The 12,452-nt window shown below is 60.3% G+C and carries 11 protein-coding genes; 5 read left to right on the forward strand and 6 right to left on the reverse strand.

Translation table 11 applies throughout. From position 1 onward, the window contains the following. Positions 1-29: 29 nt before the first annotated feature. Genes rimP through infB form a run of 4 tightly spaced genes read left to right on the forward strand, consistent with a single transcriptional unit; the run spans position 30 to position 5,368 of the window. On the forward strand, positions 30-620 hold the full coding sequence (gene rimP / locus GOW60_RS17605) for a ribosome maturation factor RimP (protein WP_152459779.1): 591 nt from the start codon (positions 30-32) through the stop codon (positions 618-620). Next, the gene (nusA, locus tag GOW60_RS17610; protein ID WP_171230293.1) at positions 620-2,239 is read left to right on the forward strand and encodes a transcription termination factor NusA; all 1,620 of its coding nucleotides are present in this window, start codon (positions 620-622) and stop codon (positions 2,237-2,239) included. The genes rimP and nusA overlap by 1 nt, the downstream gene beginning before the upstream one ends. Before the next feature lie 22 nt (positions 2,240-2,261). Next, positions 2,262-2,885, forward strand: a complete 624-nt coding sequence (locus GOW60_RS17615; protein ID WP_171171767.1) for an RNA-binding protein — start codon at positions 2,262-2,264, stop codon at positions 2,883-2,885. An 8-nt stretch (positions 2,886-2,893) separates the two neighbouring features. Continuing rightward, complete coding sequence (infB, locus tag GOW60_RS17620) at positions 2,894-5,368, forward strand: translation initiation factor IF-2 (protein ID WP_171230294.1); 2,475 nt, start codon at positions 2,894-2,896, stop codon at positions 5,366-5,368. Between the two features lie 70 nt (positions 5,369-5,438). Here infB and GOW60_RS17625 read toward each other — a convergent pair whose 3' ends face one another. The 6 genes from GOW60_RS17625 to GOW60_RS17650 all read right to left on the reverse strand — a co-directional run bounded on the left by GOW60_RS17625 (position 5,439) and on the right by GOW60_RS17650 (position 11,075). After that, positions 5,439-6,266, reverse strand: a complete 828-nt coding sequence (locus tag GOW60_RS17625; protein ID WP_171230295.1) for an alpha/beta hydrolase — start codon at positions 6,264-6,266, stop codon at positions 5,439-5,441. A gap of 3 nt (positions 6,267-6,269) precedes the next feature. Beyond that, positions 6,270-7,154 (reverse strand): tryptophan 2,3-dioxygenase, encoded by an 885-nt coding sequence (locus GOW60_RS17630; RefSeq protein ID WP_152459784.1) that lies wholly within the window; start codon positions 7,152-7,154, stop codon positions 6,270-6,272. A gap of 64 nt (positions 7,155-7,218) precedes the next feature. Continuing rightward, positions 7,219-8,247, reverse strand: a complete 1,029-nt coding sequence (gene tdh / locus GOW60_RS17635) for an L-threonine 3-dehydrogenase (protein ID WP_171230365.1) — start codon at positions 8,245-8,247, stop codon at positions 7,219-7,221. 19 nt (positions 8,248-8,266) lie between these two features. Beyond that, positions 8,267-9,217, reverse strand: coding sequence for a PLP-dependent cysteine synthase family protein (locus tag GOW60_RS17640; protein ID WP_171230296.1), 951 nt, complete (start codon positions 9,215-9,217; stop codon positions 8,267-8,269). Beyond that, the gene (locus GOW60_RS17645) at positions 9,214-10,401 is read right to left on the reverse strand and encodes a glycine C-acetyltransferase (protein ID WP_171230297.1); all 1,188 of its coding nucleotides are present in this window, start codon (positions 10,399-10,401) and stop codon (positions 9,214-9,216) included. Before GOW60_RS17645 ends, GOW60_RS17640 begins: the two co-directional genes overlap by 4 nt. Before the next feature lie 110 nt (positions 10,402-10,511). Then, on the reverse strand, positions 10,512-11,075 hold the full coding sequence (locus tag GOW60_RS17650) for a helix-turn-helix domain-containing protein (RefSeq protein ID WP_171171757.1): 564 nt from the start codon (positions 11,073-11,075) through the stop codon (positions 10,512-10,514). 116 nt (positions 11,076-11,191) lie between these two features. On the opposite strand from GOW60_RS17650, the gene GOW60_RS17655 reads away from it, so the two are divergent. After that, positions 11,192-12,367: an acetyl-CoA C-acyltransferase family protein gene (locus GOW60_RS17655; RefSeq protein WP_171230298.1), complete on the forward strand. Its 1,176-nt coding sequence runs from the start codon at positions 11,192-11,194 to the stop codon at positions 12,365-12,367. Positions 12,368-12,452 lie beyond the last annotated feature (85 nt).

Raw genomic sequence — 12,452 nt, forward strand, 5'->3', positions numbered from 1 at the left:
TGTGCCCGACTGACAGGGTAGAGTACCAGATGACAAACGACCTGATAGCAAAAGCTGCCATTGACCGGCGACTGGCCGAGATCATCACGCCCGTGATCGAGGATCTGGGGTATGAGCTGGTCCGCATCCGCCTGATGAGCGGCAAGCAGACCACGCTTCAGATCATGGCCGACAAGCCCGATGGCGGTATTGAAGTGGATGACTGCGCCGAAATTTCCAACGCGGTCAGCGCCACGCTGGATGTCGAGGATCCGATCCTTGATGCCTATACGCTCGAGGTCTCGAGCCCCGGTATCGACCGCCCTCTGACCCGTCTGAAGGATTTCGAGACCTTCGAAGGGTATGAGGCCAAGATCGAGACCGCCGAACTGATTGACGGCCGCCGTCGCTTCAAGGGCGAATTGGCCGGGATCGAAGGGGACGAGGTTCTGATCAACATCCCGGAGGGGGATGAAACCATCACCATCGGTCTGCAATTCGACTGGCTGAGCGATGCCAAGCTGGTCCTGACCGATGACCTGATCAAGGAAATGCTGCGCCAGCGCAAGGATGCCGGCGCCCTGAACGAAAACGCTTTCGACGAGATTGAGACCGAAGGGTCCGAAGAGGAGACGAACTGATGGCAATCACCTCAGCAAACCAGCTGGAGCTGTTGCAGACCGCCGAGGCCGTGGCCCGCGAAAAGATGATCGACCCCGGCCTGGTCGTCGAAGCGATGGAGGAATCGCTCGCCCGTGCCGCCAAGAGCCGCTACGGCGCCGAGATGGACATCCGCGTCAGCATCGACCGCAAGACCGGCAAGGCGACTTTCACCCGTGTTCGCACGGTGGTCGAAGATGACGAGCTTGAAAACTATCAGGCCGAAATGACCGTCGAGCAGGCCAAGCAGTACATGGAATCGCCCGAGGTTGGCGACGTCTTCGTCGAAGAAGTTCCGCCGGTTGAAATGGGTCGGATTGCGGCTCAGTCCGCCAAGCAGGTCATCCTGCAAAAAGTGCGCGAAGCCGAGCGCGACCGTCAGTACGAAGAATTCAAGGATCGCGCGGGCACCATCATCAACGGTGCGGTCAAGCGCGAAGAGTTTGGCAATGTCATCGTCGATCTGGGCGGTGCCGAGGCGGTTCTGCGCCGCAACGACAAGATCGGCCGCGAAAGCTATCGCCCGAATGACCGGGTGCGCGCCTATATCAAAGAGGTTCGCCGCGAAGTGCGTGGCCACCAGATTTTCCTGTCGCGCACCGCGCCGGAATTCATGGCTGAGCTGTTCAAGATGGAAGTACCGGAAATCTATGACGGCATCATCGAGGTCAAGGCCGTGGCCCGTGACCCCGGTTCGCGCGCCAAGATCGCTGTGATCTCGTATGACGGCTCGATCGATCCTGTCGGGGCCTGCGTTGGTATGCGTGGCAGCCGTGTTCAGGCCGTTGTGAACGAGCTTCAGGGTGAAAAGATCGACATTATCCCGTGGAACGAAGATCAGCCGACCTTCCTGGTGAACGCGTTGCAGCCTGCCGAGGTTTCCAAGGTGGTTCTGGACGAAGAAGCCGGCAAGATCGAGGTCGTCGTGCCCGAAGAACAATTGTCGCTGGCCATCGGTCGCCGCGGTCAGAACGTGCGTCTGGCCAGCCAGCTGACCGGTCTGGACATCGACATCATGACCGAAGCCGAAGAATCGGCCCGCCGTCAGAAGGAATTCGAAGCCCGTACCAAACTGTTCATGGACAGCCTGGATCTGGATGAATTCTTTGCTCAGCTGCTGGTCTCGGAAGGCTTCACCAACCTCGAAGAGGTTGCCTATGTCGAGATCGAGGAACTGCTGGTCATCGACGGCGTTGACGAAGGTACCGCGCAGGAACTGCAAACCCGCGCCCGCGAATTCCTGGAAGCACAGGCCAAGGCGGCACTGGATGCGGCGCGTGAATTGGGGGCCGAGGACAGTCTCATTGAATTCGAAGGCCTGACACCCCAGATGGTAGAAGCGCTGGCCAGGGACGACGTGAAGACTCTGGAAGACTTTGCAACTTGCGCCGACTGGGAACTGGCCGGTGGCTGGACGACCGTCGATGGTGAGCGTGTCAAGGATGACGGTGTATTGGAGCCTTTCGGCGTAACGCTGGAAGAGGCGCAAGATATGGTCATGACGGCGCGTATCCTGCTGGGTTGGGTTGATCCGGCCGAGCTGGAACAGGCGGAAGAAGACGTCGACGGCGACGCAGCAGACGAGGAGGTCGAGGCCTGATCTCGGGCTTCGGGTGGCGTGTATGAGTCGCGGTGGCGCCCATAAGGATCGGTCCGACGGACCCGAGCGCAAGTGCATCGCCACAGGCGAGGTGCAGCCCAAATTCGGGCTGATCCGCTTTGTGACGGGGCCGGACGGTCAGGTTTTTCCGGATGTCGCGGCGAAATTGCCGGGGCGGGGGGTCTATGTGGCGGCGGATCGTGCCGCCCTGGACAAGGCCGTTGGCAAGAAACTGTTTGCGCGGGGGTTCAAGGCGCAGGTGTCTGTGCCCAAGGACCTGGCGGAAAAGGTTGAACAGCAGATCGCGCGCCGCGTTGTCGAGCTGCTCAGCCTGGCGCGCAAATCCGGCGACGCGGTCGCCGGGTATGAAAAGGTCAAGACGTGGCTGGACCGGGAAGAGGCGCAGGTGCTGATTCAGGCCGCTGATGGATCGGGGCGCGGCAAGTCCAAACTGAGCACGCCGCACTTCGGGAAATACATAGGTTGGCTGACGGCAGACGAATTAGGACAGGCATTTGGGCGCCAAACGGTGATTCATGCGGCCTTGGCCTCTGGCGGACTCGCCAAACGTGTTGTAGAGGAAGCGCAGCGCCTGCGTGGCTTGCGCGAAACGGATGACGGCGGCAGGGGCCGCGCGGAAGGGTAAGTAGCTTTATGAGCGATAATGACGGCAAAAAGACATTGGGTCTTCGTGGCGGGGCACGCCCCGGAAATGTGAAACAGAGTTTCAGCCACGGACGTACCAAGAATGTCGTGGTGGAAACCAAACGCAAACGCGTGGTGGTTCCCAAGCCGGGCGCAGCAAAGCCGGGTGGCGGTGCTGCACCTTCGGGTGATCCGTCGCGTCGTCCTGCGGGCATTTCCGATGCGGAAATGGCGCGCCGCATGAAGGCGTTACAAGCGGCCAAGGCCCGCGAAGCCGAAGAGGCCGCAGCGCGCGAGGCTGCTGAAAAGGCGCGCGAAGAAGAGCGCGCACGCCGCCGTGCGGAACAGGAAGCCAAAGAACGCGAACAGCGCGAAGCCGAAGAGCGTGCGCGTCAGAAGGCTGAGGAAGAAGAACGCAAGCGCAAAGAGGCGGAAGAAGCTGCCAAACGCGCCGCTGCCGCGCCCGCACCGGAAGAGCCCAAAGCGGCTCGCGCCCCGGCCAGCAAACCTGCGCCGGCAGCCACGCCGCGCAAACAGGACCGCGAACGTGAGCAGCGTGGCCGTGGCAAGGGTCGTGACGACAACCGCCGTTCGGGCAAGCTGACTCTGGGTCAGGCGACCGGTGGCGAAGGCAACCGTCAGCGCTCGATGGCCGCGATGAAGCGCAAGCAGGAGCGTGCGCGTCAGAAAGCCATGGGCGGTGCCGTTGAACGGGAAAAGGTGATCCGCGACGTACAGCTGCCCGAGGCGATCATGGTCTCGGAACTGGCCAACCGTATGGCCGAGCGTGTGGCTGACGTGGTCAAATCGCTGATGCAGATGGGCATGATGGTCACGCAGAACCAGACCATCGACGCAGACACCGCGGAACTGATCATCGAAGAATTTGGCCACAAGGTCACTCGCGTATCCGATTCGGATGTTGAAGACGTCATCAAAGAGGTCGAAGACAGCGAAGACGATCTGCAACCGCGTCCGCCGGTCATCACCATCATGGGTCACGTTGACCACGGCAAGACCTCGCTGCTGGACGCAATCCGCGACGCGCGCGTTGTGGCGGGTGAGGCCGGTGGCATCACCCAACATATCGGCGCGTATCAGGTGAAAACCGATGGCGGCACCACGCTGACCTTCCTCGACACTCCGGGCCACGCGGCGTTTACGTCGATGCGCTCGCGCGGCGCTCAGGTTACGGATATCGTGGTTCTGGTCGTCGCGGCTGACGACGCGGTGATGCCGCAGACGATCGAAGCGATCAACCACGCAAAAGCGGCCGAAGTGCCGATGATCGTGGCGATCAACAAGGTCGACAAGCCGGATGCAAACCCGGACAAGGTGCGCACCGATCTGCTGCAACATGAAGTGATCGTTGAGAAAATGTCCGGTGACGTCCAGGATGTCGAAGTGTCCGCAATCACGGGTCAGGGTCTGGACGAATTGCTGGAAGCCATCGCGCTTCAGGCCGAGATTCTGGAACTGAAAGCAAACCCGAACCGCGCCGCCCAGGGGGCCGTGATCGAGGCGCAGCTGGACGTGGGTCGTGGCCCGGTCGCCACGGTTCTGGTTCAGAACGGCACATTGCGTCAGGGCGACATCTTCGTTGTGGGTGAGCAGTACGGTAAGGTCCGCGCGCTGATCAACGACAAGGGTGAACGCGTCAAGGAAGCCGGGCCTTCCGTTCCGGTTGAGGTTCTGGGCCTGAACGGTACGCCCGAGGCCGGTGACGTTCTGAACGTGACCGAGACCGAAGCGCAGGCCCGTGAAATCGCCGCTTATCGCGAACAGGCCGCCAAGGACAAACGCGCCGCTGCCGGTGCCGCGACCACCCTCGAGCAGCTGATGCAGAAGGCCAAGGAAGACGAGAACGTGGCCGAGCTGCCGATCCTCGTCAAAGCCGACGTGCAGGGTTCTGCCGAAGCCATCGTTCAGGCGATGGAAAAGATCGGCAACGAAGAAGTGCGCGTGCGCGTTCTGCACTCGGGTGTGGGCGCGATCACCGAAACGGATGTCGGTCTGGCGGAGGCTTCCGGCGCGCCGGTCTTTGGCTTCAACGTCCGTGCCAACGCATCGGCGCGGAACACGGCGAACCAAAAGGGTGTCGAGATCCGCTATTACTCGGTGATCTATGACCTCGTGGACGACGTGAAAGCGGCCGCATCCGGCCTGCTGAGCGCCGAGATCCGCGAAAAGTTCATCGGCTATGCCGAGATCCGCGAAGTCTTCAAGGTTACCGGTGTCGGCAAGGTTGCCGGGTGTCTGGTGACCGAAGGTGTTGCCCGCCGTTCGGCAGGCGTTCGCCTGCTGCGCGACAACGTGGTGATTCACGAAGGCACGCTGAAGACGCTGAAGCGCTTCAAAGACGAAGTGGCCGAGGTCCAGTCGGGTCAGGAATGTGGTATGGCGTTCGAAAACTACGACGATATCCGCCAAGGCGACGTGATCGAGATCTTCGAGCGCGAAGAGGTTACCCGCACCCTGGATTGATCCCAAGCGGGATGGACTCAAAAAAAACAGCGGCACCGATCGGGCCGCTGTTTTTGTTTGAAAAAATGCCTCATTGCGTGTCGGGCAGGAATGTCCCGGAATGCAGGATGATGTCGAAATGGTGCATTCCGTGTTTCAAGGCAAAGCTGACCGAGTGCCCGGCCTTGCGCAGCCGTTCCGCATAGTCGCGGCTTTGTCGAATGAATTCGCCGGTGTCCCGTTCCCCCACTGAAACATGATAGCGGGGGCCCGGTGGGGGCAGGTTGCGGATCGGGGACAGATCGTTCACTTCGACCGGGGTCAGGTGCAGCGGATCATTCACGGACGTCAAACTGATGGGTTCCAGATCATAAACACCGCTGATCAGAAGCACGTCACGCACACGCAGCCCGGCACGGGCCAATGCGCCGGCCGAGGTCGCCATGACCATGCTTGCCAGATGAGCGCCGGCACTGTGCCCTGACAAGGTGATCCGCGTCGGGTCGAATCCCAGTGCCTCGGCCTGTGACGCAAGCCACAGAAGGGCGTCGCGGCATTCGTCGACCATTTGATCCAGCCGCGCATCCGGGGCGAGCGTGTAGTTCAAGGTGGCAAAGGATTGCTCGGCTTCGATCAGCGCCGGGGCCATCATGGCCGATTCGCGCTGGCTGAGATCCTGCCAATACCCACCGTGAACAAAGACATGCAACGGGGCGTCGGCCCCCTTCGCGGGAAAGAAATCCAGCACCTGGGCCGGGGCGTCGCCATAGGCCAGGTTGGCCTGGACGGGCAATTCGGCACGGGCTTGCGCACTCAGCGTTTGATAGCTGGTCAGATAGGGGGTCAGGTCGCCACCGATCATCGAACTGGGAGAGTATTCCCGCTCCAGTTCGGCTTGTGAAAATCCGCGATACAGCATGGCTCAGCCCTGCCCGCTGTACATCAGTTCCGTCCGCACATCATAGAGGTCATGGAAGAACCGCAACTCAAGTGCCTTTCGCAAGAAAGCCACGCCGCTGGAACCTCCGGTACCGGGTTGCATTCCGATCACACGTTCAACCGCGGTGGCGTGGTCAAAGCGCCAGCGTTGAAACAGGCTTTCCACATCCATGAGCTTTTCTGCCAGCGCATACAAATCCCAATACTTGTCCGTGTTGCGGAACACGTCGACCCAGATCTGAACCACGCGCGGATCACCGGAATAGGGTTCAGAGTAGTCCCGCTCGATCAAATCCCTTGGAACGTCGAACCCCTGTCGGGCCAGCATGTGCAACACTTCGTCATACAGGGACGGTTTGGTCAGGGCGGCGTTCAGCATCTCCATCACCTCGGGATCATGCTCGTGCACTTTCAGGGTCGATGCATCCTTGTTGCCTAGAATGAATTCGATCTGCCTGTACCCATAGCTTTGAAACCCGGAAGAGTTGCCGAGGGCCTGCCGAAACGTCATATAGTCGGCCGGCGTCATGGTCAGCAGGGTTTCCCAGGCCGCAATCAATTGCCGTTGAATGGCCTTGATGCGGTCGAGGTTTTTCATGGCGGGTCCGAATTCATCTTGTTGCAGGAACCGACGCACCTCGACCAGTTGGTGATGCATCAGTTTCAGCCACAGCTCACTGACCTGATGAATGATGATGAACAGCATCTCGTCAGGTTGTGCGGGGTCCTGAAAGGTTTTTTGCAGGTTCAGCAGCGTCTTCAGTTGCAGGAAGTCGCCATAGCTTTTGCGGTGCGTTTCGGCGAAATCAGTGACCAGGGTGTCTTCGACCCCCCGTTGCAACAGACGATCGTCTTTGTTCTCGCCCATCTCATGCCTCCCTTGTGCAAGTTCTGCACCTGTCTAGGGGCTGAGGGTGCAACTTTCCAGCGCGTTAGGTCCAGTCCAGAACAACCTTGCCGGACAGGCCTGATCTCATCGCGGAAAACCCTTTGGTGAAATCATCAACCGCAAAGCGGTGCGTGATCACGCGGGACACATCCAGACCGTTTTGCAGCATGGCGATCATCTTGTACCACGTCTCGAACATCTCTCGCCCATAGACCCCCTTGATCGTGATCGCCTTGAACACGATGCGCGACCAGTCAACCGGAGATTTGCCCGGGGGAATCCCCAGCAACGCGATCTTTCCACCCATCACCAAGGCTTCGACCATCTGGTCCAGGGCGGCTTGCGAGCCGGACATTTCAAGCCCGACATCGAACCCTTCTTTCATCCCAAGCTCGGCGATGACGCCCTGCAAGTCCTCCGTGAAGACATCGACGGTCCGCACCGAGGGAACCACATGTTCGGCCAGTTTCAATCGGTCTGCGTTGATGTCGGTGATGACCACGTTGCGTGCACCCGCATGACGAGCGACTGCAGCGGCCATGATGCCGATGGGGCCCGCACCCGTGATCAGAACGTCCTCGCCCAGCAAATCAAAGCTGAGGGCGGTATGCACCGCATTGCCCAGCGGATCGAGGATGGCCCCGATCTCATCCGGTATGTCGTCGGGCAAGGGCACCACGTTGAAGGCAGGCAGTTTCAGATATTCGGCAAATGCGCCCTGTTCGTTCACTCCAATACCCCGGGTTCCCGGATCCAGGTGAAACTTTCCGGCGCGGCTCTGACGGCTGTCGGTGGTGATCAGATGACCCTCGCCCGAGCATCGCTGGCCGATTTCAAGCCCTGTCACGTTGCGCCCGATCTCGACGATCTCTCCGGCAAACTCATGGCCAGTGATCATAGGAACCGGCACGGTATGAGACGCCCATTCATCCCAGTTCCAGATATGGATGTCGGTGCCGCAGATACCCGTCTTTTTGATACGGATCAGCACATCATCGGGGCCAATTTCGGGGATCGGGGCCTGCACCATCCACAACCCTTCTTCGGGTTTGGATTTTTCCAGTGCTTTCATTGTATTGGGTCGCATATGTTTACTCCCACAAATCGGTCGACAGGTATTTCAGGCCGCTGTCACACATGACGATGGCGACACAGCCGCCTTCTTCGGGGCCGCGCAGCAGTTCAATTGCCGCGGCAAGATTCGCGCCTGCCGAATAGCCGGCGAATATCCCCTCGGTCCGGGCCAGAAGCCGGGTGCAATCCCGCGCGGCCTTCCCCGAAACAGCTAGGTGTCCTGCCAATCGGCTATCCTTCAAATGCACCAGATCATCCATGGCGTAACCGCCGCCCTGAATGGGATGGTCCGGGGTCGAAACCGGCTCACCGGCCAAAGCGCGCGCGCCCGCAGGTTCCACGGCATAGCACCGCACGCCGTGCCGGTTCAGATACTCTGCCGCTCCGGCCAGCGTTCCACCCGATCCTGCAAAGTCGCAGAATGCCGTGACGGTGCCTTCGGATTGCGCCCAGATCTCGGGCCCGGTCCCGGTTTCGTGAGCCTTGGGGTTTCCCGAATGGCCAAATTGATCCGCACGAAACGCGTTGCGTGCGGTCGTGATGCGTTTCGCCTCGACATCGACCAGTTCAAGATCGGCCCCAGAGACTTCGCCGGGTTTGCTGCCGGGGGCCTGGGGGACGATCACCACCTCGGCGCCCAACGCGCGCATCATGCGGGCGCGTTCGACCGAGTTCCCCGCGCTCATGACTGCCACGAACGGGTGCCCCAGAATGCCGCAGACAATCGCCAGGCCGGTGCCCATGTTGCCTGAGGTCAGCTCGACCACCGTCTGCCCCGGTGACAAAGTCCCGTCTGCGCGCGCCGTTTCGATGATGGACTTCGCCGCGCGGTCCTTTTTCGAAAATCCCGGCAGCAAATAGTCAAGCTTGGCGATGATACGCCCGCTCAGCTTCTGCTGGGCACACACGCGCGACAGTTCGACCATGGGGGTGTCGCCGATCACATCGATGACCGATGGAAGGATCATTCGATGACCCCCAGCTCTTTGCCGACCTTGCCAAATGCGGACAGGGCGCGGTCCAGTTCATCCCTGGTCAGAGCCGCATTCATCTGCGTTCTGATCCGCGCTTGCCCGCGTGGGACGACCGGAAAGAAGAAGCCCGAAACATAGACGCCTTCGTCGAACAGCCGTGATGCCATGTCTTGTGCCAGCGTCGCCTCACCCAGCATCACCGGGATGATCGGGTGTTCCCCGGGCAGCAGGTCAAAGCCAAGCTTTTCCAGCCCAGCGCGCCAATACTTGGCGTTTCCAAACAGTTGCGCGCGCAGCATGTCGCCTTCTTCGACCAGGCGGATCGCTTCCAACCCTGCAGCGACGATCGAGGGCGGCAGCGAGTTTGAGAACAGATAGGGCCGCGCCCGCTGCCGCAGCAGGTCGATCACTGGCTGCGGCCCGGCGATATAGCCGCCGATTGCCCCCCCGAGTGCCTTGCCCAAGGTTCCCGTCAGAATATCCACATCGACGCCGAAATGATCGGGTGTGCCAGCCCCGTTCGGCCCCATGAAGCCGGTCGCATGGCAATCGTCCACCATGACAATCGCATCGTATTTATCGGCCAGTTCCCTGATTTTCGGCAGGTTGGCCAGATAGCCGTCCATCGAGAACACGCCATCGGTGGCGATCATGATATGCCGTGCCCCGTCCTCGCGCGCCTGTTTCAGCCAGGCTTCGAGGTCGTTCATGTCATTGTTCATGTAGCGATAGCGCTTGGCCTTGCACAGCCGCACGCCGTCGATGATCGAGGCGTGGTTCAGGCTGTCTGAAATGATGGCGTCTTCCGGTCCCAGCAGAGGTTCAAACAACCCGCCATTGGCGTCGAAACAGGCGGCAAAAAGGATGGAGTCGTCCTTGTTCAGGAAATTGGCAAGACGTTGTTCCAGTTCGCGGTGAATGTCTTGCGTGCCACAGATGAACCGAACCGACGCCATGCCGAATCCTTTGGGCCCCATCGCTTGAGTTGCGGCCTCGATCAGCGCCGGGTGATCCGCCAGACCCAGATAGTTGTTGGCACAGAGGTTGATCACCTGCTTGCCGCCCACGGTGATCTCACTGCCCTGAGGCGAGGTGATCATTCGTTCGCGTTTGTAAAGACCCTCAGATTCGATCTGCGCAAGTGTGTCCGTGATATGGGACAGGAATGCATCTGCCATGGCGACCTCCGTTCAACTGAGTCGCACATCTAACATAGCGGATGAAATTCCCAAATAGGGGAAATTCAATATGAAGGAAAAATATCCGTGAAGGCGGAATTTCGCGGATGTCAGGCGTTTTTTACGATCAGAAATACTCGGGCTGGCCCTTGGGCACAGATGGAATGCGCAATGTCGGCGGCGTATCGGGCCGTGTCCCCCTGGTTCAACTCGGACACCGCATTGCCTGAAGTGACTTTGACCGCACCTTCCAGCACGGTGAGCTGTTCACGGGCACCGCGGGCGTGGGGTTGGCTGTTCAGGGCCCCGTCCTCGTCAAATTCGATATCATAGACTTCATGACCCCCGGCCTCTTCCGGTGGTGACAGGATGCGAATTCGGCAGTTCTGCCCCATATTGTCGATGCTGGGCACTTCGGAGTTTCTGAGTACCTCGATCTGGTCCGTGGCCTTTGTGCCCTCCAAGAGACCGGCGAAATCCACCTGCAAGGCGCGTGTCAGGTTCCACAAGGTCGAGATCGTCGGGCTGCTTTCGCCGCGTTCGATCTGACTGACCATGGACCGGGACACACCGCTGAGATTGGCGACCGCTTCCAGGGACAGGCCTTTGGCCCGGCGTGCCTCTTTCAGGCGAGCGGGCAGGAGGTTCAGGATATCGTCTGTGTCTTCCGTCATGACGGAATCCATGGGGGGTGTGCAACGCAATGTCAATTCCCGCCGTGACGGGACGTTTGGGGCGACAGTGCCATTCTGCGCATGCATAATGCAGCGAAATTCAGGAGGAGTAGCTCATGAGCGATATCGTTATTCTCGACGGTGCCCGCACCGCAATTGGCACCTTTGGTGGTGCGCTGGCTTCAACCGCGCCGATTGATCTGGCCACTGTCGCGACCGAAGCGGCGCTTGAGCGATCGGGGGTTGAGGGGGCGCAGATCGGGCATGTTGTGTTCGGTCATGTGATCAACACTGAACCGCGTGACATGTATCTGTCGCGCGTCGCCGCCATGCAGGCGGGCATTCCCAATGGTACGCCGGCCATGAACGTGAACCGCCTGTGCGGATCCGGCGCGCAGGCGATCGTGTCAGCCGTTCAGTCCCTGATGCTGGGCGATGCTGACTTTGCGGTGGCAGGCGGAGCAGAAAGCATGTCACGAAGCCCCTACATCGTTCCGCAGGCGCGCTGGGGCGCGAAGATGGGCGACGTCACCTCGCTGGACATGATGCTGGGTGCGTTGAACTGCCCCTTCGGCACAGGACATATGGGGGTGACGGCCGAAAACGTGGCGGATGAGCATCAGATCAGCCGCGAGCAGATGGATGCGTTCGCATTGGTCAGCCAGACACGTGCGGCAGCGGCGATCGAGGCCGGTTACTTCGACAGCCAGATCACTCCGGTACAGGTCAAGGTCAAGCGGGACATGGTCGATTTCAAAGTCGACGAGCATCAAAAGGCGACGACCGCCGAAGCGTTGGCCGGTCTGCGCCCGGTGTTCAAGAAGGACGGGCGTGTGACAGCCGGCAATGCCTCGGGCATCAATGACGGCGCGGCGGCGATGGTGCTGGCGACAGCGGATGCGGCCGAAAGGGCCGGTTTGAAACCGAAGGCGCGTGTGATTGGTTATGCGCATGCAGGCGTGCGGCCGGAAGTCATGGGCATCGGTCCAGTTCCGGCAGTGCAAAACCTGTTGAAGAAGACGGGCCTGTCAGCGGAAGATTTCGACGTGATCGAAAGCAATGAAGCCTTCGCCGCGCAGGCTCTGGCCGTGAATCAGGAGCTTGGATTGGACGCGAGCAAGGTGAACCCCAACGGCGGTGCGATTGCGTTGGGGCATCCGGTGGGGGCCACGGGTGCGATCATCACGCTGAAAGCACTGTACGAGCTGGAACGTACCGGCGGATCCAAAGGGTTGATCACCATGTGCATCGGGGGTGGTCAGGGGATTGCCATCGCCATCGAGCGGCTCTGACCCGGATGGGGTGCGGGGGGCTGTCTGCCCCCCATCGCGCCAGGGCGCGATTCCCCCCGAGGATATTTGTGGCCAGATGAAGCAG

The sequence above is a fragment of the Ruegeria sp. HKCCA4008 genome (assembly GCF_013033125.1).
In the GTDB taxonomy this organism is placed as follows: Bacteria; Pseudomonadota; Alphaproteobacteria; order Rhodobacterales; family Rhodobacteraceae; genus Ruegeria.